26 protein-coding genes are annotated in these 24902 nt (G+C 71.9%); 8 read left to right on the top strand and 18 right to left on the bottom strand.

The features are described 5' to 3' along the window. Positions 1–31 precede the first annotated feature (31 nt). Entirely contained in the window at positions 32–1072 is a 1041-nt protein-coding gene (locus ACZ79I_RS31805; RefSeq protein ID WP_471501902.1) for a DUF2637 domain-containing protein, read from the bottom strand. 773 nt (positions 1073–1845) lie between these two features. On the opposite strand from ACZ79I_RS31805, the gene ACZ79I_RS31810 reads away from it, so the two are divergent. Continuing rightward, a complete protein-coding gene (locus ACZ79I_RS31810) occupies positions 1846–2667 on the top strand; it encodes a GntR family transcriptional regulator (protein ID WP_471501904.1) in 822 nt (273 codons plus the stop codon). Positions 2668–2740: 73 nt separating this feature from the next. Here the strand turns inward: ACZ79I_RS31810 and ACZ79I_RS31815 are convergent, their stop codons facing one another. From ACZ79I_RS31815 to ACZ79I_RS31825, 3 genes are all read right to left on the bottom strand, one after another. Next, positions 2741–3250, bottom strand: coding sequence for a DUF2231 domain-containing protein (locus tag ACZ79I_RS31815; RefSeq protein WP_471501906.1), 510 nt, complete (start codon positions 3248–3250; stop codon positions 2741–2743). 309 nt (positions 3251–3559) lie between these two features. After that, positions 3560–4309, bottom strand: a complete 750-nt coding sequence (locus ACZ79I_RS31820; protein ID WP_471501908.1) for a hypothetical protein — start codon at positions 4307–4309, stop codon at positions 3560–3562. A gap of 167 nt (positions 4310–4476) precedes the next feature. Continuing rightward, positions 4477–6252: a PucR family transcriptional regulator gene (locus ACZ79I_RS31825; protein ID WP_471501910.1), complete on the bottom strand. Its 1776-nt coding sequence runs from the start codon at positions 6250–6252 to the stop codon at positions 4477–4479. Between the two features lie 171 nt (positions 6253–6423). Between ACZ79I_RS31825 and ACZ79I_RS31830 the strand changes: the two genes are divergently transcribed. From ACZ79I_RS31830 to ACZ79I_RS31840, 3 genes are read left to right on the top strand one after another with little or no spacing between them, the layout of a single operon-like run. Next, positions 6424–7311, top strand: a complete 888-nt coding sequence (locus tag ACZ79I_RS31830) for an FAD binding domain-containing protein (protein WP_471501912.1) — start codon at positions 6424–6426, stop codon at positions 7309–7311. Continuing rightward, a complete protein-coding gene (locus ACZ79I_RS31835; RefSeq protein ID WP_471501914.1) occupies positions 7311–7814 on the top strand; it encodes a (2Fe-2S)-binding protein in 504 nt (167 codons plus the stop codon). Before ACZ79I_RS31830 ends, ACZ79I_RS31835 begins: the two co-directional genes overlap by 1 nt. Before the next feature lies 1 nt (position 7815). Further along, on the top strand, positions 7816–10197 hold the full coding sequence (locus tag ACZ79I_RS31840; protein WP_471501916.1) for a xanthine dehydrogenase family protein molybdopterin-binding subunit: 2382 nt from the start codon (positions 7816–7818) through the stop codon (positions 10195–10197). Here ACZ79I_RS31840 and ACZ79I_RS31845 read toward each other — a convergent pair. From ACZ79I_RS31845 to ACZ79I_RS31905, 13 genes are all read right to left on the bottom strand, one after another. Further along, entirely contained in the window at positions 10184–10840 is a 657-nt protein-coding gene (locus ACZ79I_RS31845) for a class I SAM-dependent methyltransferase (RefSeq protein ID WP_471501918.1), read from the bottom strand. The genes ACZ79I_RS31840 and ACZ79I_RS31845 overlap by 14 nt on opposite strands. Positions 10841–10895: 55 nt before the next feature. Beyond that, a complete protein-coding gene (locus ACZ79I_RS31850) occupies positions 10896–11345 on the bottom strand; it encodes an SRPBCC family protein (protein WP_471501920.1) in 450 nt (149 codons plus the stop codon). 106 nt (positions 11346–11451) lie between these two features. Then, complete coding sequence (locus ACZ79I_RS31855) at positions 11452–11931, bottom strand: acyl-CoA thioesterase (RefSeq protein ID WP_471501922.1); 480 nt, start codon at positions 11929–11931, stop codon at positions 11452–11454. 39 nt (positions 11932–11970) lie between these two features. Continuing rightward, positions 11971–12750, bottom strand: a complete 780-nt coding sequence (locus tag ACZ79I_RS31860) for a polysaccharide deacetylase family protein (protein WP_471501924.1) — start codon at positions 12748–12750, stop codon at positions 11971–11973. Positions 12751–12828: 78 nt separating this feature from the next. Next, complete coding sequence (locus ACZ79I_RS31865) at positions 12829–13281, bottom strand: YbhB/YbcL family Raf kinase inhibitor-like protein (RefSeq protein ID WP_471501926.1); 453 nt, start codon at positions 13279–13281, stop codon at positions 12829–12831. A 114-nt stretch (positions 13282–13395) separates the two neighbouring features. Then, positions 13396–13542, bottom strand: coding sequence for a hypothetical protein (locus tag ACZ79I_RS31870; RefSeq protein ID WP_381079343.1), 147 nt, complete (start codon positions 13540–13542; stop codon positions 13396–13398). A 67-nt stretch (positions 13543–13609) separates the two neighbouring features. Then, entirely contained in the window at positions 13610–13816 is a 207-nt protein-coding gene (locus ACZ79I_RS31875) for a hypothetical protein (protein ID WP_471501928.1), read from the bottom strand. A gap of 19 nt (positions 13817–13835) precedes the next feature. After that, the gene (locus tag ACZ79I_RS31880; protein ID WP_471501930.1) at positions 13836–14423 is read right to left on the bottom strand and encodes a DUF5947 family protein; all 588 of its coding nucleotides are present in this window, start codon (positions 14421–14423) and stop codon (positions 13836–13838) included. Beyond that, positions 14420–14971 (bottom strand): NifU family protein, encoded by a 552-nt coding sequence (locus ACZ79I_RS31885; RefSeq protein WP_471501932.1) that lies wholly within the window; start codon positions 14969–14971, stop codon positions 14420–14422. The genes ACZ79I_RS31880 and ACZ79I_RS31885 overlap by 4 nt, the downstream gene beginning before the upstream one ends. Further along, complete coding sequence (locus ACZ79I_RS31890; protein WP_471501934.1) at positions 14964–16757, bottom strand: nickel-dependent hydrogenase large subunit; 1794 nt, start codon at positions 16755–16757, stop codon at positions 14964–14966. Before ACZ79I_RS31890 ends, ACZ79I_RS31885 begins: the two co-directional genes overlap by 8 nt. Before the next feature lie 78 nt (positions 16758–16835). Further along, positions 16836–17924 carry an NADH-quinone oxidoreductase subunit B family protein gene (locus tag ACZ79I_RS31895; RefSeq protein WP_471501936.1) on the bottom strand — a complete coding sequence of 363 codons (1089 nt, stop codon included), beginning with the start codon at positions 17922–17924 and terminating at the stop codon, positions 16836–16838. Then, positions 17921–18466, bottom strand: a complete 546-nt coding sequence (locus ACZ79I_RS31900; RefSeq protein WP_471501938.1) for a hemerythrin domain-containing protein — start codon at positions 18464–18466, stop codon at positions 17921–17923. The genes ACZ79I_RS31895 and ACZ79I_RS31900 overlap by 4 nt, the downstream gene beginning before the upstream one ends. Continuing rightward, positions 18438–20030 (bottom strand): hypothetical protein, encoded by a 1593-nt coding sequence (locus ACZ79I_RS31905; RefSeq protein WP_471505334.1) that lies wholly within the window; start codon positions 20028–20030, stop codon positions 18438–18440. The genes ACZ79I_RS31900 and ACZ79I_RS31905 overlap by 29 nt, the downstream gene beginning before the upstream one ends. Positions 20031–20248: 218 nt before the next feature. Between ACZ79I_RS31905 and sqr the strand changes: the two genes are divergently transcribed. Genes sqr through ACZ79I_RS31920 form a run of 3 tightly spaced genes read left to right on the top strand, consistent with a single transcriptional unit; the run spans position 20249 to position 22333 of the window. After that, the gene (gene sqr, locus ACZ79I_RS31910; protein WP_471501940.1) at positions 20249–21490 is read left to right on the top strand and encodes a type III sulfide quinone reductase, selenoprotein subtype; all 1242 of its coding nucleotides are present in this window, start codon (positions 20249–20251) and stop codon (positions 21488–21490) included. Between the two features lie 19 nt (positions 21491–21509). Further along, complete coding sequence (locus ACZ79I_RS31915; RefSeq protein ID WP_471501942.1) at positions 21510–21827, top strand: TusE/DsrC/DsvC family sulfur relay protein; 318 nt, start codon at positions 21510–21512, stop codon at positions 21825–21827. Positions 21828–21859: 32 nt separating this feature from the next. Next, positions 21860–22333, top strand: coding sequence for a DsrE/DsrF/DrsH-like family protein (locus ACZ79I_RS31920; RefSeq protein ID WP_471501944.1), 474 nt, complete (start codon positions 21860–21862; stop codon positions 22331–22333). A gap of 96 nt (positions 22334–22429) precedes the next feature. Here ACZ79I_RS31920 and ACZ79I_RS31925 read toward each other — a convergent pair whose 3' ends face one another. After that, complete coding sequence (locus tag ACZ79I_RS31925) at positions 22430–23452, bottom strand: LacI family DNA-binding transcriptional regulator (RefSeq protein WP_471501946.1); 1023 nt, start codon at positions 23450–23452, stop codon at positions 22430–22432. 138 nt (positions 23453–23590) lie between these two features. Here ACZ79I_RS31925 and ACZ79I_RS31930 point away from each other — a divergent pair, with 138 nt between their 5' ends. After that, entirely contained in the window at positions 23591–24898 is a 1308-nt protein-coding gene (locus tag ACZ79I_RS31930) for an ABC transporter substrate-binding protein (RefSeq protein WP_471501948.1), read from the top strand. Positions 24899–24902 lie beyond the last annotated feature (4 nt).

Consider the following 24902-nt stretch of genomic DNA (forward strand, 5'->3'; position numbering starts at 1 on the left):
CCGCGCCCCCTTCCCGTGACTGCGTCCGGGCTCAGCCGAACTGCTGCTCGAGGTCCTTGAGCTTGCGCTCCAGGGAATCGAGGCGGGGCAGAGCCATGGTGTCGTCCTCGGCGGTGAGGTCGACGGTGATCGGGTCAGCGGAGGAGCTCCGGACGGGCTGGAGCGAGGGACGGGTGCGCACGGGCAGTTCCGCCGCCGGTAGGGCAGGCTCCGCAGGGGTGGGTGCGGTCGCCCGCTCGACGGTCTGCACCTCGACCTGGCGCCCGCCGTTGCCGCCGGTCAGCGCGCGGTGGCCGCGGCTGAGCGCCTTGAGCTGCGCGCGCTCCACACGCTGCTGCTCGCGCTGCCGCGCCCGGTTGTGCTCCTTCGCGCGCTGGTCCTCGCGGACCTCCTCGACGGCCTCGTCCAGGCTGCGCACGCCCTCAAGGAGCATCAGCGACCATGCCTTGTACGTCTCACGGGGCGCCCGCAGCCAGCGCACTATGCGGATCTGCGGCAGCGGGCGCGGCACCAGGCCCTGCTCGCGCAGCGCGGCACGGCGGGTCTGCTTCAGCGCGCGGTCGAAGAGCACCGCGGCCGACAGCGACATGCCCGCGAAGAACTGCGGGGCGCCCGCGTGGTCGACACCCCTGGGTGCGTGCACCCAGTTGAACCAGGCGGAGGCGGCCGCGAAGGTCCACACCAGGATCCGGGAGCCGAGCGCCGCGTCGCCGTGGCTGGCCTCGCGCACCGCGAGTACGGAGCAGAACATCGCAGCGCCGTCCAGGCCGAACGGGACGAGGTACTCCCAGCCGTCGGTGAGGCCGAGGTTCTGCTGGCCGAAGCCCACGAGGCCGTGGAAGGAGAGCGCCGCGGCGACCGCGGCACAGCAGAAGAGCAGCACATAGGAGGCCGTGGCGTACATGGTCTCCTTGCGCCTGCGGCGCTCCTCCATGCGCTCCCACGAGTCGTCGGCGCTCGTGTTCTCCCCGGACCGCTTGCCGCGCGCGAGCACCGCCACCGCCGCCAGCACGCCCAGGAGCAGTACGGCGCCCGGAAGCAGCCAGTTCAGCGATATGTCGGTCAGTCTCATCTGGGGTCCCTTGCATTGGGATAGGGCGTAACGCCCGCCATAGTGGCCCAATCCCGCCGGCCCTCAGGGGGTTTCGGGGCAAGAGGCCGCCAAGGAAGTGCAAGGGGATGCCCAGGGCGGCGTTCTGCTCGAACTGCCGCTTGAGGGGCGGGAGTTGAGTTCGAATAAGACTACCCGTACGGGTGGTTCCACGGAAAGTTCCCGCGACACGTGAGGAAGTTGTGAAACGTCTGTCGTCCATCCGGGGCCTTGTTCGGGGTGGATCTTACGGTACGTGGCGGGCCGCCGTCGCCGGGGTCGGCTGAGGCGGTCTCAACTTGCCGCGGAGCGCGACCGCTTGCCCGGCTGCTTGCCCGGCCGGGTGGCCGACGCCGCGGCCGGCCCGCCTCCTCGCTCGTGCCGCCTCGCGGGGGCGTGTACGGCGCCCGCCCGCGCCACTCGGCGGCCACGGTGCTCACGCGGGCCGGTCCTCGCGGCCTGGGGCCCGTCGCGGCTCCCGGCCCCGCCGGTGCGCGGCCTCCTCCCGCGCCACGACCGGGCAGGCCGGGACGTGACGTGCGCCACACGGCAGCACCCTTGCCGGGCGCGGCGGGGGCCGGAAGGGCGTACCGGGGCGACCGTTGCGCGGTCGTTCGCCGGGAAGCCCGGCCCTCCTGCGGCCGACCGGTGTTTGAACCGGCGCGTAAGGCGCCTATGGTGCTTTACGAACGGTAAACGACCCCCACGCACCACCCGCACGACGCACAGCGCCGCCAGCACCGGAGGAGGAGCCCGTGGAGCAGGCCCGTTCCCGCAGCGCGGAGGGCTTCGCCGGAAGGGAGGCCCCGGACGCCCCCGCCCGGGCCGCCCGGGTGCCACCGCAGTTCCCGCCCGGGCAGGAGGTCCGCGAAAGGGCCCTCGCCTTTGGTGCCGCGCGCGGTGAGCACATCCACAGCGAGCCGCCGGTCCCGCCCCTGGAAGGCGGCCGTCCCGTCGTCCAGCGGGCCTCCGTGCGACGGCAGGTCCTCGACGCCCTGCGGACCGCGCTGGTCGCGGGAGAGCTGACGCCCGGCGAGGTCTACTCGGCGCCGGCCCTCGGCGAGCAGCTCGGGGTGTCCGCGACCCCGGTGCGCGAGGCCATGCAGCAGCTCGCGCTGGAGGGGGCCGTCGAGGTCGTGCCCAACCGCGGTTTCCGCGTCGTCGTGCGCGGCGCCCGCGAACTGGCCGAACTCGCCGAGATCCGGGCCCTGATCGAGGTGCCCGTGATGCTGCGGCTCGTCCGTACGGTGCCCAGCGAGCGCTGGGTGGAGCTGCGCCCGCTCGCAGAGGCGACCGTCCGTGCCGCGGCCTCCGGGTGCCGCGCGACGTACAACGAGTCCGACCGCGCCTTCCACCGTGCGGTGCTCGATCTCGCGGGCAACGAGCAACTGGCGCGCATCGCCGAGGACCTGCACCGCCGGACCCAGTGGCCGCTCGTCGGCGTGCCCGGCCCGGCAAGCCGCGCCGACCTGATCGCCGACGCGGCCGAGCACACCGCCCTGCTGGACGCGCTGGCCGCGCAGGAGCTGCCGGTGGCGCAGTCCCTCGTGAGGGAGCACTTCGCGGGCGCGTGCTGACCGCGACCCGGGCACGGGACCGGGCTGCCGCGGCCCGTGTCCGCCGGCAGCCCGGTGCGTTCGTGGTGCGTGGTCAGTCGTCGTCGTCGGACGCGCTCGTCGCGGTCTTGGAGTAGCCGTCGTGCCAGGCCGCCTTCGCACCGGAGTCACCGATGCGGTAGACGTCGACGACGGCTCCGGAGGCCACCACGAGGGACAGGACCGCGGCGGCCACCCGCACGGGCGTGCCGGACCAGCGGGAGCCGCCGGAGGCGTCGGCGGCCGACTTGCGGGCCGCCCACCAGACCAGCGCCGCCAGTACGAACAGGCCGAGGGCCCAGGGAAGCAGTCCGTCCCCGAGCTCGGCGTGCTCGCGGACCAGCGGGTCGCTGTCGACGTGCTTCTCCAGCCACTCCCCGGCCTCGGTCGTCAGCGGCACACTGGCGAGCGTGACCAGGGCGAGGACCGGCAGCACGACGCCGAAGCGTCGCGCGGCCGCCGGCCATATCGCGCACATCACTATCGCCAGCGCGGTCAGGGGGACGAGTACGACGACGGCGTGCACGAGCAGGATGTGCGCGGGCAGGCCGTTGATCAAGCTCATCAGGAGATCTCCTCAGGGGGGGTGGGCATCGGCCGCGTCAGCCTGGCACAGCAAGTTCTCAGGTTCTTCTGAGGTCGCTGTGAAGCCGATTCCCGAAATATCCCCCTCATCTCGATCGCCGTGGACTCCTTGCCGCTGGGCGCCCGGCACGCCGGGAGCACGCACCCGGAGGTCCGGTGCATCCTCTGCGGGTCCGTCGTGGCCGGCCGGGCCCGGGCGGCGCGGCCGCATATCGGCGCGGCCCGCATCGGCACGGCCCCGCGCCCCTTCGGGGCACCGCCGAACCGCACGGGGCTTCGCCGGACCCGCTCAGGCCACCGGCGCCAACTGGGCCGCCAGCCACGTCGGTACGCCGCCCAGCAACCGGAACAGCCGGCCCGCCTCGGCCCGCAGCCGCGACGCCTCCGGCTCGGTCTCCGTGTCGGCGAGCGACGCCAGGGCCGGGGCGGTGCCGACGAGGTACCCCAGTTCCTCGCGGATCCGCAGCGACTCGGCGAAGCCGTGTCGTGCCTCCGCCATATCGCCGTCGCGCAGCGCGAGTCCGGCCAGATGGCGCCAGGTGAACGAGAGCAGCAGGGTGTCGCCGTGCGCGGAGGCGCTCGCGTGGGCGCGCCGGTAGGCGGCGTGCGCCGCCTGCGGGGAGCGGGCGAGGTTCTCGGCGAGGAGCCCGCGCCGGAAGTCCAGCAGTGCCCGCCCGGGGGCGCCGGGCGGGATCAGCGCGGCGGCCCGGCCGAGCGCGGCCCGCGCCTCGTCCGCCCGGTCCCGTACGCCGTGCAGCGTGGCCGCGTACGCCAGCTGCCCGCGCTCGCACGCGGCGGCGCCCCGCTCCTCGTCGGTCTGGGCCTGCGCCTCGGCCGTGCGCAGCGCGTCCTCGGCCTCGTCCCAGCCCTTTTCCGTGTACAGGCACCGCTCGACCAGCAGTGAGGTGCGCTGCAGCGCGGCCGCGGCCGTTCCGGCCCGGAGAAGGGCGGCCGCGTCGGCCCAGCAGGCACGCGAGCGCAGCCGCCACACCGCGGTCTGGAGGGGATCGTGATCTGAGGTCGTTCCGGAACCAGACATGGCGGGATGCGCCACGTTGCCCTCCCCGAGCACACCATTGAGCTGTTGAGTGGTGGCGGCATTCCAGCACCAATCGAGGTGCCGGGCCAAGAGGCTGGGTGAAGGATTTCACAAAGTCGTGCGTCTGGGAAGGCACGCGGTGCCATCCGGCACACGGCGCGCTGACCTCAGCTCATGCGCAACGCCAGGAAGAAATCGAGTTTGTCCTCAAGGCGGGAGAGATCCCGGCCCGTCAACTGCTCGATGCGCCCCACCCGGTATCGCAGCGTGTTGACGTGCAGGTGCAGCCGGGTCGCGCACCGCGTCCAGGAGCCGTCGCAGGCGAGGAACGCCTCCAGGGTCGGGATCAGCTCGGCGCGATGCCGGCGGTCGTAGTCACGCAGGGGATCCAGGAGCCGGGCCGTGAAGGCGCGGCGCACGTCGTCGGGGACGAACGGCAGCAGCAGGACGTGCGAGGCGAGTTCCTGGTGGCCGGCCGCGCAGACCCGGCCGGGGCGTGCGGCGGCGACCCGGCGGGCGTGCCGCGCCTCCTCCAGGGCACCGCGCAGACCCTCGGCCGAGTGCACCGCGGCGCTGACGCCCAGCGTGAGGCGCCCGTCGCCGCCGAGGCCCGCGGACAAGGGGGCCCGCACCGTCTCCAGCAGGGCGTCGGCGGCGATGCCCGGCTCGGATCCGTCGCGCTCCGAGGAGAGGGCGGGAAGGGGGACGAGCGCGATCGCCTCCTCCCCGATGTGGGCCACCGCGACAGGGTCGGAGTGCTCGGGGCCGATCGGCCGGGCGTACCCCCCGCCCGAGGCACCCGGCGGAGAGCCGACCAGGATCTCCTCCAGCAGCGACTGGGCGACCGGGCCCGTTCCGCGTCCTCCCGTGCGCCGTCCGCCGCTGCCCTCGGCCCGGGGCCCCGCCGGCCCGTCCGCCGTGTCGTCCCATTCGACCCGGGCCACCACCACCTGCCAGTGCGGGGCCGCGCCGAGGCCGGGCAGGAGCACGGGCGCGGCGACCCGCAGCCGGGCCGCGATCTCGGCGGGCGCCGCGCCCGCCTGCACCAGCTCCACGATCTCCTGCGCGAGCCGCCGCCGCACCGTGCGCGCCGCCTCCCGCCGGTCCCGCTCGACCGCGATGAGCTGGGTGACGCCGTTCAGCAGGTCGAGCCGCTCCTGGGGCCAGTCCCCGGCGTCCGCCTCGACGGCGAGCAGCCAGTCGGACAGCACCGTCTCCCGCACGTCCCGGGGGGTGCCGCCCGCGCGGTCCTCCCCGGCCGCCGACGGGCCCTCGTCCCAGCCGTGGATCGGGAACAGCGAGTACGCCGTGGCGCCGACCGCCGCCCGGTGGGGTCCGCGGCGGCCGCCGCGCACGGCCGCCAGGTGCTCGGCGGCCAGCTGGGCGCACACGTCCGGGGTGAGGCCCGGCATCCGGCCGGCGATCGGCCGGCCGGTGGGGGAGAGCACCCAGGCGCGCAGATCCAGGTCGGAGCCCAGCAGGTCCAGGACGACGTCCGGGCCGCCGCCGGCCGGGCCGGAGGTCATCATCCGCCGGTGCCGGTCCACCACGGCCGCGAGGTCACCGGCCCGCTCGCCGGAGACCTGACGCACGATGTGCTCGGTGATGGTCGCGAACGCCACCGACTCATGGACGGCGAACAGCGGCAGGCGGTGCCGGGCGCAGGCCACGATCAGGTCGTCCGGGATGTCGCCCAGCTCCGCCTCGCCCGCGGCGAGCGCCGCGACGCCCGCACCGGCGAGGATACGGACGAACGGCTCGGAGTCCCCGGCCCCGTGCCGCCACGCGAGGCCCGTGAGGACCAGTTCGCCTCCGGAGAGGTACCGGCTGGGGTCCTTGAGATCCGTGGTCATCACACCGCTCACGGTGCGGTCCAGCTCGTCCTCGCCGCCGAGCAGCCGCAGCCCCAGCGCGTCGGTGTCCAGCAGTGCGCGCAGCCGCATCCCGTCGCCGCCGTCCTTGTCGTGAAGTCCGTCGTGTTTCCAGAGGAAAGCGGAGGGATTACCGATGGCCTCCGTTCATATGAATCTACAAGATGGGTGTCTTGGCCAGCCAACTCCTTCATGTCTTCGGTGACTGACCCCGGCGGAGAACCGGGCGGTGTACTGACGGTCATGGACTTCCTACGCCCCGCAAGCTGGGAGGAGGCGCTCGCCGCGAAGGCGGAGCACCCCACCGCCGTACCGGTCGCGGGCGGCACCGACGTGATGGTCGAGATCAACTTCGGCCACCGCCGGCCCTCGTGCCTGATGGACCTCGACCGCATCGGTGAACTCCACGAGTGGGAGGTGGGCGAGGACAGCGTGCGGCTCGGGGCCTCGGTCCCGTACACGAGGATCATCGAGGGTCTGCGGGCCGAACTGCCGGGGCTGGCCCTCGCCGCCCACACGGTCGCCTCCCCGCAGATCCGCAACCGCGGCGGTGTCGGCGGCAACCTCGGCACCGCCTCCCCGGCGGGTGACGCCCACCCCGCGCTCCTCGCGGCCGGCGCCGAGGTCGAGGCCGCGTCCGTGCGCGGCACCCGCCGCATCCCGATCGACGCGTTCTACACCGGTGTGAAGCGCAACGCCCTCGCCGCCGACGAACTGATCAGGGCCGTCCACATCACGAAGGCCGACGGCCCGCAGCAGTACGCGAAGGTCGGCACCCGCAACGCGATGGTGATCGCGGTGTGCGCCTTCGGCCTCGCCCTGCACCCCCGGACCCGGACCGTGCGCACCGGCATCGGATCGGCGGCGCCCACCCCCCTCCGGGCCACGGCCGCCGAGGAGTTCCTGAACGCGGCGCTCGACGAGGACGGCCTCTGGGAGAGCGGACAGGCCATCAGCCCCTCGGTGGCCGAGCGGTTCGCCGGCCTGTGCTCCGCCGCCTGCAACCCGATCGACGACGTCCGGGGCACCGCGGGCTACCGCCGCCACGCCGTCGGCGTCCTGGCCCGCCGCACGCTGACCTGGACCTGGGAGTCGTACCGCGGCGCCCGCACCGCGAGGGGAGCCGCGTGATGCGCGTTCGCTTCACCGTCAACGGACGGCCGCAGGAGGCCGATGACGTGTGGGAGGGCGAGAGCCTGCTGTACGTCCTGCGCGAGCGCCTGGGCCTGCCGGGTTCGAAGAACGCCTGCGAACAGGGCGAGTGCGGTTCCTGCACGGTCCGCCTGGACGGCGTGCCGGTGTGCTCGTGCCTGGTCGCGGCCGGGCAGGCGGAGGGCCGCGAGGTCGTCACCGTCGAGGGACTGGCGGACCGCGCCCGGCAGCGCTCCGGGACCGGGGAGGGAGCCGGACTCGCCCCGATCCAGCAGGCGTTCCTCGACGCGGGTGCCGTACAGTGCGGCTTCTGCACGCCGGGTCTGCTGGTGGCCGCCGACGAGATGCTGGAACGCCGTCCGAACCCGACCGACGCGGACATCCGCGAGGGGCTCTCCGGCAACCTGTGCCGCTGCACCGGCTACGAGAAGATCATGGACGCGGTCCGCCTGGCGGCCGCCCGGCAGTCCCAGGGGGCCTGACATGGCGGCGAACGGCGCTCCCGGCGCGATCACCCAGGGCTCCCGGACCCAGGGGGGCGTCGGCGAGTCCACGCTCCGCCCGGACGGCGCCCTCAAGGTCACCGGTGAGTTCGCGTACTCCTCCGACATGTGGCACGAGAACATGCTCTGGGGGCAGATCCTGCGCTCCCCGGTCGCGCACGCCGAGATCGTCTCGATCGACACCGGCGAGGCCCTCGCGACGCCGGGTGTGTACGCCGTCATGACGTACGACGACCTGCCGGCCGAGGTGACGCACTACGGCCTGGAGATCCAGGACACCCCGGTCCTCGCGCACGGCAAGGTCCGCCATCACGGCGAGCCGGTCGCGATCGTGGCGGCCGACCACCCGGAGACCGCGCGCCGCGCCGCGGCGAAGATCAGGGTGGAGTACCGGGAGCTGCCGGTGATCACGGACGAGGCGTCCGCGACCGCCCCGGACGCGGTCCCGGTGCACGACGGCCGCACCGACGGCCACGCCCGCCACGTCCCGCACCCGAACATCGTCCACCGCCAGCCGATCATCCGCGGCGACGTGGCCGCGGCCCGCCGCCGGGCCGATGTGATCGTCACGGGCGAGTACCACTTCGGCATGCAGGACCAGGCGTTCCTCGGCCCCGAGTCCGGTCTCGCCGTCCCGGCGGAGGACGGCGGCGTCGACCTCTACATAGCCACCCAGTGGCTCCACTCCGACCTGCGCCAGATCGCACCGGTCCTCGGCCTGCCGCCGGAGAAGGTACGGATGACGCTGGCGGGCGTCGGGGGTGCGTTCGGCGGCCGCGAGGACCTGTCGATGCAGATCCACGCCTGCCTGCTGGCACTGCGCACCGGAAAGCCCGTCAAGATCGTCTACAACCGCTTCGAGTCCTTCTTCGGGCACGTCCACCGCCACCCGGCCAGGCTGTCCTACGAGCACGGCGCCACGAAGGACGGCAGGCTCACCCACGTCAGGTGCCGCATCGTCCTGGACGGCGGCGCTTACGCCTCCAGCTCTCCCGCGGTCGTCGGCAACGCCGCCTCCCTCGGCATCGGCCCCTACGCCGTGGACGACGTCGACATCGAGGCCCTCGCCCTCTACACCAACAACCCGCCCTGCGGCGCCATGCGCGGCTTCGGCGCGGTCCAGGCGTGCTTCGCCTACGAGGCGCAGATGGACAAGCTGGCCATGAGGCTCGGCATGGACCCGGTGGAGCTGCGGCAGCGCAACGCCATGGACCAGGGCACGGTCATGCCGACCGGCCAGGTCGTCGACTCCCCGGCCCCGGTCGCCGAACTCCTGCGTCGCGTCAAGGCGATGCCCCTGCCGCCGGAGCGCCAGTGGGAGACCACGGAGGGCGCCGACGTACGGCAGCTGCCCGGCGGCCTGTCCAACACCACCCACGGCGAGGGCGTCGTACGGGGGGTGGGCTACGCGGTCGGCATCAAGAACGTCGGCTTCTCCGAGGGCTTCGACGACTACTCCACGGCCAGGGTCCGCCTGGAGGCCGTCGCGGGCGAGCCCGTCGCCACCGTGCACACCGCCATGGCGGAGGTCGGCCAGGGCGGTGTCACCGTCCATGCGCAGATCGCCCGCACCGAACTGGGCGTCGCCCGGGTGACGATCCACCCGGCGGACACCCGGGTGGGCAGCGCCGGTTCGACCTCGGCCTCCCGCCAGACCTACGTCACCGGGGGCGCCGTGAAGAACGCCTGCGAGCTGGTGCGCGAGAAGGTCCTGGAGACCGGGCGCCGCAGGTTCGGCCCGTACCACCCCGCCTGGGCCACGGCCGAGCTGCGCCTGGAGGGCGGCAAGGTCGTCACCGCCGGCGGCGAGGTCCTCGCCGACCTGGTGGACGTCCTCGGCGACGAGGCCGTCGAGGCCGAGGAGGAGTGGCGGCACCGGCCGACCGAGCCTTTCGACCCGCGCACCGGCCAGGGCGACGGCCACGTCCAGTACTCCTTCGCCGCGCACCGCGCCGTGGTCGAGGTCGACACCGAGCTGGGCCTGGTCAAGGTCGTGGAGCTGGCCTGCGCCCAGGACGTCGGCAAGGCGCTCAACCCGCTGTCGGTCGTGGGCCAGATCCAGGGCGGCACCACCCAGGGCCTGGGCATGGCGGTGATGGAGGAGATCCTCGTCGACCCGACGACGGCGAGGGTGCGCAACCCCTCCTTCACGGACTACCTCATCCCCACCATCCTCGACACCCCGGCCATCCCCGTCGACGTGCTCGAACTCGCCGACCGGCACGCCCCCTACGGGCTGCGCGGCGTCGGCGAGGCCCCCACCCTCTCGTCGGCTCCCGCGGTCCTCGCGGCGATCCGCGACGCGACGGGCCTGGAGCTGAACAGGGCGCCGGTGCGCCCGGAACACCTCACCGGCAGGTGAGAGGCTTCCGGGCCAGGAGGTACCCCTGTGGGGTCTTCTCCCCTTCCTCGGCCGCCCGCACGAGGCGGGCGACCTCGTCGAAACCGGCCCGGCCCAGCAGCTCGGACACCCGCTCCGGAGGAAAGCGGTAGACGTCGAGGGACACGTCGTGGCCGTACGCGTGGTCCAGGTGCACCCGTTCGTCGCCGGCCTTGAAGGCCAGCAGCAGATGGCCGCCCGGAGCCAGCACGCGGTGGAACTCGGCGAACAGCACCGGCAGTTCGTGCGGAGGGGTGTGCACCGTCGAGTACCAGGCGAGGGCTCCCGCGAGCGAGCCGTCCGCGAGGTCGAGGCCGGTCATGGACCCCACCTCGAACCGCAGCCCGGGGTACGCCCGCCGGGCCACGGCCACCATCCCCGGCGACAGGTCGATCCCGAAGGCGTCCAGCCCGAGCTTGTCGAGATACGTGGTCACCCGACCCGGCCCGCACCCCAGGTCCCCGACCGGCCCGCCCCCGCCGGCCAGCACCCGCTCGGCGAACACCCCCAGCATCGCCCGGTCGAAGGGCTTGGCGTCCATCAGGTTCCTGAGCAGCCGGTCGTAGTCCTCGGCCACGGTGTCGTACGACGCCTTGGTGAGGTGCAGATGTGAGGTCTCGGTCATGGGCCAGGACTGTAGGGGCCGCCACCGACATCGATGGTGCCGGGCGGGTTCGGACCTACCGGTGCCGCGCCTCGGGGCCGGGGCCGGACCGCAGCAGTCCGTCCACCGCGCGCCCGAACGTCCGCCGGGCCACCCACCCGAGCGGCCGGTCGAAGAGGCCCGGCAGCAGGCTCACGGACAGGTCCGCCCGCCACACCACATGCGAGCGTTCCGCGCCGTGCGGATGCACCTCGATCTCCGCCCAGCCGGTGACGACACGGCCCCGCTTGGCCATCCGGCACAGGGTCGGCGGCCGCCAGGCGACCACCTCCATCGTGTCGTCGAAGGCGAGCGGACCCACACCGGAGCGGGCCACGAACACGGTGCCCACGGCCGTCGGCGGCGGGGTGAGCACCGTGACCCGGGTCAGCGGGACCACGTCCGTGTGGCGCGGCCAGTCCGTGAGCCGCAGCCATGCCTGCTCGGCGGGGAGCGGCGCGACGCGTTCGAGGCGGAAGAGGACCACCGGGGGATCGTATGCGGTGGGTCCCGCGTTTCCCGGTCCCGACTCACCCGGGTGATCCAGGGGCGCGTCCCGCGTCGCGGGCGTGGCCCGCGTGAGGTGGCGTGGATCAGGAAGCCGCCCGGGTGAGGAGGCTCTTGGCGCGGGCGAGGTGCTCCGCGGGCAGCGGGCATGAACGCCGTGTCCTCGTGTCGAGATGCACTCCGGTCAGGACGGTGACGGCCGCCACCTCGCCGGTCGCCGCGTTCTCCATCTGGTGGCGGAAGCGCATGACCTTGTCACGTACTTCCAGGATCGCCGAGCGGACCAGCACGACGTCTCCGGCGACCAGTTCCCGGCGGTAGGAGATCTGCTGATCGACCGCGACCATGCCGCGGTGGTCCGACCTCAGATACGCGGGCGTGATGCCGATGTGCGACATGAGGTTCCATGTCGCCTCGTCGAACTTCCCGACGTACCACATGACGTTCATGTGTCCCATGTGATCGCAGTGCCAGGGGTAGACCGTCCCCCGGTAGGTCACGTCCAGGCCGTCCACCAGCGCCTCCCGAGTCGGCGGCTCGTCAAGGCCCACATGGTCACACGGCATGTGAGTTAACGTTAACTCACATGCCGTGTGACGTGTGTCTCAGGGCCGGTACACCGTGCCCGGCTCGGCCTTGCCCGGGGCCAGCAGTTGGGGCACCGTGACGAACGCGTATCCCCGCTCCTTGAGCGCGTCGATGATGCCGGGCACCGCGGGCACGGTGCCCGGGTAGATGTCGTGCAGCAGGATGATCCCGTCCCTGGACGCCTGCTCCAGCACACGCTTCTGGATCAGCCGCGAGTCGTCGGTCGTGTAGTCCTTGGCGGTCACGCTCCACAGCACCTCGGCGAGGCCCTCCTCGCGGCAGATCCGGTGCACGGTGTCGTCCGTGCGCCCCTGGGGCGGGCGCATCAGCGTGGGCCGGCGACCGGTGAGCCTCTCTATCGCGTCGTCCGGCTTGCGCAGCTCCTCGCGTATCTCCCGGGCCGGGATCCCGGTGAGTATCTTGTGGTCCCAGGTGTGGCTGGCCACCTCGTGCCCCTCGGCGGCCATTCGCCTGACCAGCTCCGGGTACTTCTCGATGTGCCGTTTGCCGAGCAGGAAGAAGGTCGCGGGGACCTGCTTCTCCTTCAGGATGTCCAGCAGACGCGGAGAGTTCTCGCTGGGTCCGGCATCGAAGGTCAGCGCGATGCACTTGGCCCGGCGGCAGTCCACGGTCCCGAACCGTGCCGGTGCGCCCGCGGCGGCGTGCGCGCGCACGGCGCTGGGCGCGGTGGTGTGGAGCGTGGTGCATCCCGAGAGCGCGAAGGCGCTCGCCGCGACGACCACGGACGCGGCACGCAACCCGGCCGCACGTCTGTTCGTCTTCCCCGTCGAAAACATGCGGCGACTATACATGCGGAGTATACGCGCCATGTATAGTCGGTCGGTGCTGCCCGGCCACGCCCCGGGGACGCGGGCTCAGCGGTGGTAAAGGCCCATCAGCGTGCCGTCGGCGATCTCTCGCCTCCCCACGGCCTCGTGCACCTGGTCGGCGCTGGGGGCGTCCGGCAGGGCGCACGGCTCCGAGAGGGCGTAGAGGTGGAAGACGTAGCGGTGCGCCTCGTCCCCGGGCGGTGGATGGGGCCCGCCCCAGCCCTGCCGGTGGAAGCCGTTGACGAGTTCGGTGCCGCCCGGTGGGCACCGCCCCGCCGCCACGCCGTCGCTGTGCGGATCGACACCGACCACGATCCAGTGCACGAAGGTGCCCGACGGGGCGTCGGGATCCTCGCACAGCAGGACCAGTTCGGCCGCGTCCTGGGGCACGCCCGACCAGGTGAGGGGAGGCGAGAGGTTCTCGCCCTCCAGCGCGTACCGGCGCGGCAGGAAGGCGTGGTCACTGAAGGCGCTGCTCATGAGTTCGATGCCGGCCATGCGGCCCGGGTACCCCGGAGCGAGGGGCCCATCGCACCGCGGCCGGCGCCGTTCGCACGCCGCCGCCCGGCAGGGGAGACGGAGGGCGCCGGGAACGGCACCGGCCGCCGGGGCTCAGCGGGGCCGCCGGGAGCCCGCGCGGACTCCCACCATCCGCCAGATCCGCACCTCGCGGACCAGCCCCGGGAACTCCCTGGCCAGCAGGGTCAGGGCGATGCCGCCCACGACCACCGCCTGTGCGATCAGCACGCGTCGTGCCATGTCCCGTACTCCTTCGGTCGTCGTGTCGCTACCGCGCCCGCTCGGGGCGCCCGTCCTGATCGCCGCGTCATCCCGGGGGAAGGCTCGGCATGATCTTCATGAGCGCGTCGTGCTTTTTCCAGTGGATCCCGGTCGAGCGGCGGGCGTCGGCCGTTCCGTCCTTGTGATGGCCGGGCTGCCGGTGGTAGGGCCCCTTGTTGCCCTGGTGCAGCCCGGTGACGGTGGCGGGCGTGTCGGGTTTCACCTGTCGTCTGCCGACTCGGATGCTGCCCATGTCTGCTCCTCGTGGTCCGTTACGGCCGTTCGGTCAGTTCCGCGAAGAACCGCTCGATCTCGGGCCACACCCGGCCCCCGCCGGACAGGCCCCGCCACTCCCGCCGTACGACGGCGACCAGCCGGAAGCAGTCGTCGACCGGGACGATCCAGTGGTGCTTCGCCGCGCGCGCGGTGTTGACCAGCAGCGCCTCCACATCGGGTTCGAGGCCGGCGAGCGGCGGGCAGTGCGCAACCGCGTCACGCCACGCCTGTGGCTCGGCCTCCCAGCGGGTGGCCCCCGCCGGGCTCGGGTAGTGCGCGGTCACGGTGCCGTCGCCGCGCGGCACGAAGTAGGCCAGCCCGACGGGGACGCCCAGTGCCCGCGTCCCGACCGGAGGCAGCCGCACCCGCCGCCGGGGCACCAGCCGGTAGCGGCCCTGCGCCGCTTCCCCGCCGGCGAAGAGGAGGGAGCACGGCCGGCAGGCGCACAGCAGGCCCTCGCGGTCGGTGTCCAGCAGGTGGCGGTGCCCGGGCGGCACGTCAGCGCCGCACAGGTCGCACCGCTCCGCGTCCGGGCGCCGGCCGGCGGCGGAGCGGATGACGCGGGCCAGCGCACCGGAGGTCATGACCGCTTCCCGGCGGGAGCGGCCCGCAGGGTGACCGTGTCGACGGGCACGAAGGCGGCCTGCCGCCCGCCGGCCGACGGCGCCCGCTCGACGCCGGACAGTTCGGGGGCCAGGGCGAGCACGGCCTCGCGGACCGCGTCCTCGAACCCGGCCGAGGAGGACCCGCAGCCCTTGGCGGACAGCCGCACACGGGCCACGCCCTCCTCCACACCCGTCAGTTCGACGTCCCCGCCGCGCTCGCGCACCGCCGGCCGGAGGCGGTCGACGGCACGGGCGGCCCGGCGCTCGGGCGGCTCCGGGTGGATCCCGTGCAGCACCAGGAGATGGCCGACGAGGTCGTCACCGGCCATACGGTCGGTGAGCCGGGCGTCGGCGTGGTCCAGCACCCGGGCCAGCGCCTCGCCGTAGAGCTCGGTCAGGGCCTGCACCGCCTCGATCGCCGCGCCGGTCATCGCGCCGGGAGCGCCCTCGATCTGTTCCAGCAGCCGGTCGAGGCGGGACAGCCGCTCCGCGACCGCCGCCTCGTCCAGGCGCCCGGTGTCAGCCATGGACTGCCCCGAAGGTGGGCGAGTGCGTCGTGGTCAGCGTCCTGCCCTTGCCGACGTACATGTGCACACCGCAGGGCAGACAGGGGTCGAAGCTGCGTACGGTGCGCATGATGTCGACGCCCTTGAAGTCGTCGGGGCCGTTCTCCTCGAAGATCGGCTGCCCCTGGACGGCGTCCTCGTACGGGCCGGGCGTGCCGTAGACGTCCCGCGGGCTGGCGTTCCACGGGGTCGGCGGGTACGGGTGGTAGTTCGCGATCTTCTTGTCCTTGATGACCAGGTGGTGCGAGAGGACACCGCGGACCGCCTCGTGGAAGCCGCAGCCGATCGCCTCGTCCGGCACCTCGTAGTTCTCGAAGATCTTGGTGTCGCCCGCGCGGACGTGCTCCATCGCCCGCTCCAGGAAGAAGAAGGCCATGGCGGCGGAGTACGCCACGAAGTACGGCCGGGCCCGGTCGCGCTCGATGGTGTTGCTCCACTGGGGGATCTTCCACTCCAGCGTCATCTCGGGCAGTTGCTCGCTCTTGGGCAGCGAGATCCGCACGCTGTGCCCGGTGGCCTTCACATAGGGCGTGTCGACCAGTCCGTTGAGCGCCGTCGACCACAGGCGGGCCAGGGCACCGCCACCGGTGTCGAGTGCGAGGTGCTGGTCGCTGGTCCTGTCGTACCAGCGGGGGCTCATCACCCAGCTGTACTTGTCGTCGAAGTTGCGCTTCTGGGGCACCGGGACCGTGGTCTGGTTCCAGGGGTGGCGCATGTCGACCGGGTTGCCGAGCGGGTCGTGGGTGACGAACGGCTCCTCGGCGGCCCAGTCGTCGTAGTAGGAGCTGCCCAGCAGGATCCTCATGCCCAGGTTGATGTCGACGAGGTCGTTGGTCAGGAGCTTGCCGTCCACGATGATGCCCGGGGTGACGTACATGGCACGGCCCCAGTCGCCCATCGTCTCGTAGCGGTAGTCGCACACGTCCGGGTCCTGCCAGGCGCCCCAGCAGCCGAGCAGGGTCCGCCGGCGCCCCACCTCCTCGTAGCCGGGCAGTGCCTCGTAGAAGAAGTCGAAGACGTCGTCGTTCATGGCGACGGCCCGCTTCACGAAGTCGATGACCCGCAGCAGCCGCGAGAGGTAGTCGGTGAAGGTGGTCGGCTCGGGCATGGTGCCGACCCCGCCGGGGTACAGCGTGGACGGATGGACGTGGCGCCCCTCCATCAGGCAGAACATCTCCCGGGTGACCCGGCTGATCCTGAGGGACTCCTTGTACACCTCGCCCTCGAACGGGTTGTAGGCGCGCATGATGTCGGCGACGGTCCGGTAGCCGTGGATGCGGCCGCCCCGGGCCTCGGTGCGCTCGGCCCGGGCCAGCACGCCGGGGTTGGTGGCCTTGACCATGGCCTCGCAGAAGTCGACGAACACCATGTTGTCCTGAAAGATGGTGTGGTCGAACATGTACTCGGCCGCTTCGCCCAGGTTGACGATGGTGTCGGCCAGCTTCGGTGGTTTGACGCCGTAGGCCATCTGCTGGGCGTAGTTGGAGCACGTGGTGTGGTTGTCCCCGCAGATGCCGCAGATGCGGGAGGTGATGAAACCCGCGTCGCGCGGGTCCTTCCCCTTCATGAACACGGAGTAGCCCCGGAAGAGCGACGAGGTGCTGTGGCACTCCACCACCTCGCGGTTCGCGAAGTCGATCTTCGTATAGATGCCGAGATTGCCGATGATCCGGGTGATCGGATCCCAGGACATGTCCACGAGTTGCGCCGGTTTGCGCTCCGTGGGCCGCGCCGCGGTTGCCGTCATGGTCGTTCCTGCCTCGCTCTCTGTGCATGGGCGTGCTGCGGGGGGCACCGGTGCGTGGTGCGGGGCGCCTTGCGTGCTTCAGGGGCGCCAGTACGGGTCGTAGCCGCTGGTCACCTTGTCCCGGTTGTGGCGCCACTTGGGCTCCCGGTTCACGGCGATGTTGGTGATGCCGCGCAGACGGCGGATGACGGCGCCGTAGGGCCTGATGATCGCGGAGGACAGGGTGCCGCCGGTGGGCTCGTCCATGAACGGCATGAAGGCGTCCGGGAAGCCGGGCATCGTGCAGCCGATGCAGACACCGCCGACGTTGGGGCAGCCGCCCACGCCCGACATCCAGCCGCGCTTGGGCACGTTGCAGTTCACCACCGGGCCCCAGCAGCCCACCTTCACCTGGCACTTGGGCGAGTTGTAGTCCTTCGCGAAGTCGCCCTGCTCGTAGTACGCGGCCCGGTCGCAGCCCTCGTGGACCGTCTTCCCGAACAGCCACTGCGGACGCAGCATGTGGTCGAGCGGGGGCGGCGGCGCGGACCCGGCCGCATGGTGGAGCAGCCAGGTCAGCGTCTCCATGAAGTTCTCCGGCTGGATCGGGCAGCCGGGCACGTTGACGACCGGCAGCGCGCCCTGCGACTTGAAGTCCCAGCCCAGATAGTCGGACAGGCCCATGGAGCCGGTGGGATTGCCCGCCATCGCATGGATCCCGCCGTAGGCGGCGCACGTGCCGACGGCGACGACCGCCCATGCCTTGGGGGCGAGGTGGTCCAGCCACCAGTTGAGGGTGAGCGGCTCCCCGGTGTCCGGGTCGTTGCCGAACGACGTCCAGAACCCGTCGCCCTCGATGATGTTCTGGTTGGGGACGGACCCCTCGATGACGAGGATGAACGGGGCCAGTTCGCCGCGGGCCGCGGCGCGGAAGGGCGTGAGGAAGTCCTCGCCTCCCTCGCTGGGCGAGAGCACCTTGTTGTACAGGTGGACCTTCGGCAGGCCCGGCACGAGGCCGAGGACGATGTCCTCGATCGCCGGCTGGCCGGACGCCGTCATCGACACCGTGTCGCCGTCGCAGCTCATGCCCTCCGAGATCCACAGGACATGGATCTCGTCGAAACCGCCCCTGTCCGAAGCCCCTGCGGGCTGTTGGCTGACTTCCGTGGTACCGCTTTCAACGGTCATGTCTTCGGCCTCCCTTGCAGTCGGTCCCGGAGCCGGTCGTATGCCGCGGCCACCGGGCCGACGAGCGTCAGCGCCGGAGGCTGGTCCGGCGCGTTGGGGTGCGGGCGGGTGGGGGCGGCCTGCTTGGCCCGTGCGAGGAGCTGCCCCAGCTCGTCCAGCTCCTTCTGGTCGACCGCCTCGCGCACTCTCGGCAGCAGTTCGTCCTCCTCCTCGCGCACGTGCTCGCCGATCTGCCGGCGCAGGCGCTCCATGAGCTCGTCCGTGCGCTCGTCGCCGGCGGACAGCTTGTCCAGGGCCAGGAGGGTCCCCTTGACCGCCTGGTGCTGGGCCAGGTGCTCCTGGATCTCTCCTTCGCCGTCCGGGAGAACCCTCCTGGCCAGCGGATAGACCATCAGCTCCTCCAGCGCCGCGTGCTTGGACAGCTCGCGGACCAGCGTCTCGACCACGGCCCGGCGCTGGGCGCCGGAGGCCGCGATCCCGTAGTCGCGGAACAACTGTTCGATCATCCGGTGGTCATGCTTCAGCAACTCGATGGCGTCCATCGCACCCTTCCTCGTCTGGGACGCGGGCCGGCCGCTCGTCCGGCTCCACGGCCGACGGCCGCACCTCGTCCGGGCGGAAGTAGAGGTAGCGGCCGTACCAGCTGTGGAGTTCGGCCGCGGGATCGTCCTCGAGCGTCACGGCGAGGTGCACGCTCCCGTCGACGTCGTGGTGGACGGCCGCCACCCGGGCGGAGCGGCCGGCCAGGAACATGTCCTGTGCGTCGGCTCCCCGGCCGCGCGGACACAGCAGCACCCGGCTGCCGCCCGCCAGCGCGACCCCGTCGACCAGGACGCTGTCCGTGGCCGGTGACAGGCCCTCGTCGCCGCCGCCCTCCTGCCACCATGCGACCGACACGCGCCGGGGGACGGCCTCCTCGTGCGCCGTCCCGTCCCCGGGCTGCGGTCCCTCCGGGACGCGGGGGACCGCGCAGGGGACGGGCCCGGACGCGGGCGCACCGGCCGGAGCCCCGGCGGGAGCGAGGGAACGGATCGCTCCGTGCAGTCGGGCGAACACCTCGGACGGCATGGTCTCGACCCGGTCCAGGATGTGCGCGGCCCGCGGATCGGTCGCCCGCGCCTCACGCTTCTCGTCGTCCGTCAGCAGGAGGGTGCGCAGGGTCAGGATCTCGTCGATCTCCGCGGCGTCGTGCAGATCGCCGGGGCTCTCCGGCGCCACCTGCGGATGGTCGGGGAGGATGATCGGCGCCGACAGCACGAGGCCGTCGGACCCCTCCGCGCCGGCGAGCACCGGGAAGGTGTGCAGATTGACGCTGTCCCGCACATGGGCGGCCACCTCGTCGGGCGGGTCGATCGCGGAGAAGAACCGCACACCGTCGCCGCCGAGGAGGGTGTGCGCCGCGACGAGCGCATGGCGCAGGGCCTCCTCGCGGCCGGCTCCGGGCGCCGTGGACCGCCCGGTGTTCTCGGTGCGCACCCGCAGCCGGTACAGGGAGCCGGAGTCGTCGAGCCGCTGGGCGTGCAGCGTCGTCCGCGCCTCGACCGGGTGGCACCGGCGCACCAGGCGCCCCACCCCGCCCGGGAGCGCATCGGTCACCAGGCCGCCGGGGGCGCCGACCGGGAACTCCCGGTCCCCCGGCAGGAGCGCGGCCAGCGGGACGGCGAGGTCGTGCTCGCGGGGGACCGCCTCGTCGAAGGCCAGGTGCACCTCCCCGCCGGCCGAGAGGGACTCCACCGGCTCGTACCGGCCCTCGCCGGTCCGGCGCTCCACGCCGCGGTGCTGCACCTGCAGATAGCGCACGCGCACGCGCACCACGGCATCCGGCTCCGCCCGCAGCACGCACTCGGTCTGCTGCTGCCACGTCTCGACGGAACCCGAGACGCCCGGGGCCACCGGGCCGCGCGCCTCCGCCCAGGCGCGCGGGGCGAGGATGCCGAACTGCCATCGCACCCGGTTCTTGGGCGACGACCTCCGGTACGGGTACAGCAGGTAGCCCTCGTAGAGGACGGCGTCCGCCACCGCGCATGCCTGGTCGAACGCGGAACGTGCGTGGGGCGCCCTACCGGGCGTGGGGGCGGGGTGGCTCACGCTCGCTCCTCGCTCCATCGGCTGGCTCACGGTCACTGTCTTCTCAGTATTCACATCATTTACACGCATAAGCGACTATTCGCTGCATATGAGTGACAGTGCCCCCCCGGTCACCCCTGGGGCCGCCTCGGACCTGCGGACATCCGCATCCGGCCCTCCCGGGATACCCCTACCGGTACCGGAGCGGGGACCACCGGACCCTGACGCCTCCTCACCGTCCTGACGACAGTGGAGGCATGGGCAAACACATAGTGGTTCTCGGAGGCGGTACCGCCGGCACGCTCACGGCCAACCGGCTGCGCCGGATGTACGACGAACGCGACTGCGGTATCACGGTCGTCGACCAGGACGACGACCACATCTACCAGCCGGGACTGCTGTTCGTGCCCTTCGGGCTCGCCCAGCCGCGGCACCTGGTCCGCTCCCGGCCGCAGCAACTGCACACCGGCATCGACTACCGGCGGGCGGGGATCGACCGGGTGGACCTGGACGCGCGGACGGTGTACTTCACGGCGGGCGGCTGGGTCCGCTACGACGTGCTGGTGGTGGCGACCGGGGCCAGGCTGCTGCCGGAGGAGACGGAGGGGCTGACCGGTCCCGGCTGGGGCGAGAACGTCTTCACCTTCTACGACCTGCCCGGCGCCATCGGCCTGCACCACGCGCTGGAGCGCTTCGACGGCGGCCGGATCGTGATCGACGTGGCCGACCTGCCCATCAAGTGCCCCGTCGCGCCCCTGGAGTTCGCCTTCCTCGCCGACTGGTACTTCCAGCGGCTGGGCATCCGCGACCGTGTCCGGCTGAGCTACGTCACCCCGCTCGACGCCGCCTTCACCAAGCCGGTCGCGGCCAAGGCGCTCGGTGGCCTGCTGGAGGAGAAGGGCGTCGAACTGGTCACCGAGTTCACCCTCGGCGAGGTCGACGGGACGGGCGGCCGCCTGGTGTCCTACGACGAGCGCGAGGTTCCGTTCGACCTGGCCGTCGTCGTCCCGCTGCACGGCGGCGCGGAGTACGTCGGGCGCTCCCCGGGCCTGGGCGACGAACTCGGCTTCGTGCCCGTGGACCCGCACACCCTCCAGCACCCCGACCGCCCCGAGGTGTTCGCCATCGGGGACGCGGCGGGACTGCCCGCCTCCAAGGCCGGCTCGGTGGCCCACTTCGAGGGCGAGGTGCTGGTGCACAACATCGGCGCCTTCCTCGCCGGACGCCCGCTGGACGGCTCCTTCGACGGGCACGCCAACTGCTTCGTCGAGACCGGCCACCACAAGGCCCTGCTCATCGACTTCAACTACGACACCGAGCCGCTGCCCGGACACTTCCCGGCCTTGGTCGGCCTGCCGCTTCTGAAGGAGTCGCACGCCAACCACCTCGGCAAGCTCGCCTTCGAGTGGCTGTACTGGCACAGCCTGCTGCCCGGCCGGGAACTGCCCGGCATCGGCTCGGCGATGCCCGAGCACGGCAAGACCCGCACCTCCGCCTGATCCCGGGAAGGACACCATCATGCCCACCGCCATCTACGCCGACACCACCGTCCCGGTCGACGACGAGGGCTTCTTCACCGACCCCGACCGCTGGACCGAGCCCATGGCCGAGCAGATCGCCCGCGAGGCCGGCATCGAGGCGCTGACCGAGCAGCACTGGAAGGTCATCCGCTTCATGCGCGCGGAATACGCCGCCAAGGGCACCGGGCCGACCGTGCGGGTGCTCGGCAAGACCTCCGGCGTGAGCGTCAAGGAGCTGTACCAGCTCTTCCCCAAGGGGCCGGCGAAGACCGCCGCGAAGGTCGCCGGGATCCCCAAGCCGCGTGGCTGCATCTGACCCGTCCGCCGCAAACCGAAGGAGCACCTGCCATGGCCGCCACCGGCACGATCGAGAAGGTCTCGGTCATCGTGTCCAAGGGGTCCCTGGAAGGGATCTACCCGGCCCTGATCATGGCCAACGGCGCCCGCGCCGAGGGGATCGAGGCCGACCTGTTCTTCACGTTCTTCGGCCTCGACGCGATCACGAAGAGGCGCTGGGAGCACATCAAGCTGGCCACCGTCGGCAACCCCGGCCTCCATCTGCCGACCCTGCTGGGCGGTCTGCCCGGCATGCCGGACCTGCTCACCCGTTACATGGAACGCAAGATGGACAAGCTCGACATCCCGCCGATCCCCGAGTTCATCGAGATGATCTCCGACACCGGCGCGGGCATCTACGCCTGCAAGGCGTCGGTGGACCTGTTCGAACTCGACAAGGACGACCTGATCGAGCAGGTCCAGGGCATCATCACGGTCGGCGAGTTCTACGAGCGCGCCGCCGGCGCCCGGATCATCTACACCTGAGCCGCGCGTCCCGCGAACCGGGTCCAGGGCCGTTCATGGGCTGAGCCTCATGAGCGGCCCTGCCGCATGAGCGTGCGCACCGCGCCCGCGGAGTGCTCAGGCACCCTTCGGCGGTGCGGTGCTCTGCCGTACCACCAGGCGGGTGGCGAGTTCGATGCGCAGGGCGGACGTGCCGGCGTCGCGGGGGCGCAGCAGCATCCGGGCCGCTTCCTCGGCCATCTGCCGCAGCGGCTGGTGGACCGTGGTCAGCGCGGGGCTCGACCACTGGGCGAGCGGCACGTCGTCGTATCCGACGACCGACAGGTCCTCCGGCACGCTCAGGCCCTTCAGACGCGCCGCCTCCAGGACGCCGAGCGCCTGCAGGTCGCTGCCGGCGAAGATGGCGGTCGGCCGGTCCGGGCCCTCCAGCAGGTCCATGGCGTGCTCGAAGCCGCCCTGCACATGGAAGTCGCCGTAGCGCACGAGGCGCGGATCGACCTCCAGGCCCGCCATCGCCATGGCCGAGCGGTAGCCGTCGAGCCGGGCGAGGGAGCACATCATGTCGTCGGGGCCGGTGATGATGGCGATGCGCTCGTGCTGGTAGTCGGTGAGATGGCGGGTGGCCGCCAGGCCGCCGGCCCAGTTGGCCGAGCCGACGGACGGCACGTCCGGGTCGGGGTCGCCGGCCGGGTCGACGATGACGAACGGGATGGCCCGCGACCTCAGTTGCTTCTTCACCTTGTCCGGGAGGGCGGAGAAGACCAGGACCACGCCCAGCGGCCGGCGCCGCAGGACCCCCTCGATCCAGTCGGGCGCGGGCGCGTGCCGGGTGCCGCTCTCGGTGAGGACCACGCTCGCCTTGTTGTCCTTCGCGACGTTCTCCACGCCGCGGATGAGTTCCATCGCCCAGATGCTCTCCAGCTCGTGGAAGACCAGTTCGATGAGCGGCGCCTGGGGCGCGCCCTGGGCCCGGCGTCGGTACCCGTGGTTGTCCAGAAGCTGTTCGACCTTGGTGCGGGTCGCCTCGGAGACATCGGAACGGCCGTTGAGGACTTTCGAAACCGTTGACAGCGACACGCCGGCCTGTCTGGCCACTGCGGCCAGGGTCACCCGGCCGTCCGCCTCGTCGTTTTCGCGCATGTCCGAAGGATAGGGCACGAGCCGCCGGTAACGGTTTGGTCGCGCGCGTGCACGCCCGTTGACCCCCTGGGGTGCCTCCCTTACTGTCCGACAGCAGCGACTTTCGGCAATGCTGCCGAAACTTTCGAAAGGTAGACGATGAAGATACGTGCGCGGGTGCCCCGTTTGCTCGCCGGTGGTGTGACACTCGCCCTGGCGCTGAGCCTTTCGGCATGCGGGAGCGGAACCGGCGGGGGATCGTCGGACGACGGGAAGATCCACGTCCTCGTCTACGGAGACGCCAGCAACAAGGTCGAGCGGCAGATCGTCGACACCTTCAACAAGACGTCCGACGTCAAGGTCGTCCTCGACACCATCCCGGGCGCGGACTACCAGCAGAAGCTGCAGACGATCATCAACACCCCGCAGGCCCCCGACGTCTTCTTCAACTGGGGCGGCGGCAGCATCAAGCCGTTCGTCAAGGCCGGCCTGCTGTTGCCGCTGGACGACCTCATGGCGAAGGACCCGGGCCTGAAGTCCAACTTCCTGCCCACGGTGCTCGACAGCGCGAGCGTCGACGGCAAGCACTACGGCATCCCGATGCGCGGTACCCAGCCGGTCCTGCTCTTCAGCAACAAGAACGTGCTGGCCGACGCCGGAGTGCAGCCGCCCAAGACGTGGGACGACCTGCTCGCCGTGGTCAAGAAGCTCAAGGAGAAGGGGAAGACCCCGATCGCTCTCGGCGGCGGCGACCAGTGGCCGACGCTGATGTGGTTCGAGTACGTCTACGACCGTGTCGCGGGGCCGGAACTGTTCCAGAAGGCCCTCGGCGGCGACAAGAGCGCCTGGGCCGGCCCGGACAGCAAGAAGGCGCTGGGCATGCTCAAGCAGCTCGTCGACGCAGGCGCCTTCGGCACCAAGTTCGACTCCGTGAAGTACACGAACGGCCAGTCGGTGGCACTGGTCTCCAGGGGCAAGGCCGGCTTCGAGCTGATGGGCTCCTGGTACTACTCCCAGCAGCAGCAGGACGCCAAGGAGTTCGCCGAGAAGGGACTGGGCTACAGCACCTTCCCCACCATCGCGGGCGGCAAGGGCGACCCGGCCGACATCGTCGGCAACACCAACAACTTCTACTCGGTCATGAAGAAGGCGAAGCACCCCGAGGCCATCGCCAGGTTCCTGAAGCTCATGTACTCCGCCGAGTTCGCCAAGGCGTCGCTGGCCATCGGCAACCTGCCGACCACGACCAACGCCGGGACGTTCATCGACAGCGCCTCCGCCAGCCCCGCGTACTCGCACTTCCAGTACGACATGGTGAAGCAGGCCCCGTCGTTCCAGCTGTCCTGGGACCAGGCCTACCCGCAGTCGGCCAGCACGGCGATGCACCAGGCGGTGCAGCAGTTCTTCGACGGCCAGATCGACGCCGACGGCTTCATCAAGGCCATGCAGGCCCTCCCCACCGAATGAACCC

This window comes from Streptomyces sp. PSU-S4-23, assembly GCF_055632315.1.

Bases quoted from the DNA above. Each gene is read 5' to 3' on its own strand.
- ACZ79I_RS31895 (WP_471501936.1), bottom strand. From the start codon at position 17,924: ATGACCGTTGAAAGCGGTACCACGGAAGTCAGCCAACAGCCCGCAGGG.
- ACZ79I_RS31925 (WP_471501946.1), bottom strand. From the start codon at position 23,452: ATGCGCGAAAACGACGAGGCGGACGGCCGGGTGACCCTGGCCGCAGTG.
- ACZ79I_RS31835 (WP_471501914.1), top strand. From the start codon at position 7,311: ATGCGCGTTCGCTTCACCGTCAACGGACGGCCGCAGGAGGCCGATGAC.
- ACZ79I_RS31930 (WP_471501948.1), top strand. From the start codon at position 23,591: ATGAAGATACGTGCGCGGGTGCCCCGTTTGCTCGCCGGTGGTGTGACA.
- ACZ79I_RS31845 (WP_471501918.1), bottom strand. From the start codon at position 10,840: ATGACCGAGACCTCACATCTGCACCTCACCAAGGCGTCGTACGACACC.
- ACZ79I_RS31815 (WP_471501906.1), bottom strand. From the start codon at position 3,250: ATGAGCTTGATCAACGGCCTGCCCGCGCACATCCTGCTCGTGCACGCC.
- ACZ79I_RS31900 (WP_471501938.1), bottom strand. From the start codon at position 18,466: ATGGACGCCATCGAGTTGCTGAAGCATGACCACCGGATGATCGAACAG.
- ACZ79I_RS31820 (WP_471501908.1), bottom strand. From the start codon at position 4,309: ATGTCTGGTTCCGGAACGACCTCAGATCACGATCCCCTCCAGACCGCG.
- ACZ79I_RS31915 (WP_471501942.1), top strand. From the start codon at position 21,510: ATGCCCACCGCCATCTACGCCGACACCACCGTCCCGGTCGACGACGAG.
- ACZ79I_RS31830 (WP_471501912.1), top strand. From the start codon at position 6,424: ATGGACTTCCTACGCCCCGCAAGCTGGGAGGAGGCGCTCGCCGCGAAG.
- ACZ79I_RS31805 (WP_471501902.1), bottom strand. From the start codon at position 1,072: ATGAGACTGACCGACATATCGCTGAACTGGCTGCTTCCGGGCGCCGTA.
- ACZ79I_RS31870 (WP_381079343.1), bottom strand. From the start codon at position 13,542: ATGGCACGACGCGTGCTGATCGCACAGGCGGTGGTCGTGGGCGGCATC.
- ACZ79I_RS31875 (WP_471501928.1), bottom strand. From the start codon at position 13,816: ATGGGCAGCATCCGAGTCGGCAGACGACAGGTGAAACCCGACACGCCC.
- ACZ79I_RS31885 (WP_471501932.1), bottom strand. From the start codon at position 14,971: ATGGCTGACACCGGGCGCCTGGACGAGGCGGCGGTCGCGGAGCGGCTG.
- ACZ79I_RS31860 (WP_471501924.1), bottom strand. From the start codon at position 12,750: ATGTTTTCGACGGGGAAGACGAACAGACGTGCGGCCGGGTTGCGTGCC.
- ACZ79I_RS31905 (WP_471505334.1), bottom strand. From the start codon at position 20,030: ATGGAGCGAGGAGCGAGCGTGAGCCACCCCGCCCCCACGCCCGGTAGG.
- ACZ79I_RS31880 (WP_471501930.1), bottom strand. From the start codon at position 14,423: ATGACCTCCGGTGCGCTGGCCCGCGTCATCCGCTCCGCCGCCGGCCGG.
- ACZ79I_RS31890 (WP_471501934.1), bottom strand. From the start codon at position 16,757: ATGACGGCAACCGCGGCGCGGCCCACGGAGCGCAAACCGGCGCAACTC.
- ACZ79I_RS31855 (WP_471501922.1), bottom strand. From the start codon at position 11,931: ATGCCGTGTGACCATGTGGGCCTTGACGAGCCGCCGACTCGGGAGGCG.
- ACZ79I_RS31865 (WP_471501926.1), bottom strand. From the start codon at position 13,281: ATGGCCGGCATCGAACTCATGAGCAGCGCCTTCAGTGACCACGCCTTC.
- ACZ79I_RS31825 (WP_471501910.1), bottom strand. From the start codon at position 6,252: ATGCGGCTGCGCGCACTGCTGGACACCGACGCGCTGGGGCTGCGGCTG.
- ACZ79I_RS31840 (WP_471501916.1), top strand. From the start codon at position 7,816: ATGGCGGCGAACGGCGCTCCCGGCGCGATCACCCAGGGCTCCCGGACC.
- sqr (WP_471501940.1), top strand. From the start codon at position 20,249: ATGGGCAAACACATAGTGGTTCTCGGAGGCGGTACCGCCGGCACGCTC.
- ACZ79I_RS31920 (WP_471501944.1), top strand. From the start codon at position 21,860: ATGGCCGCCACCGGCACGATCGAGAAGGTCTCGGTCATCGTGTCCAAG.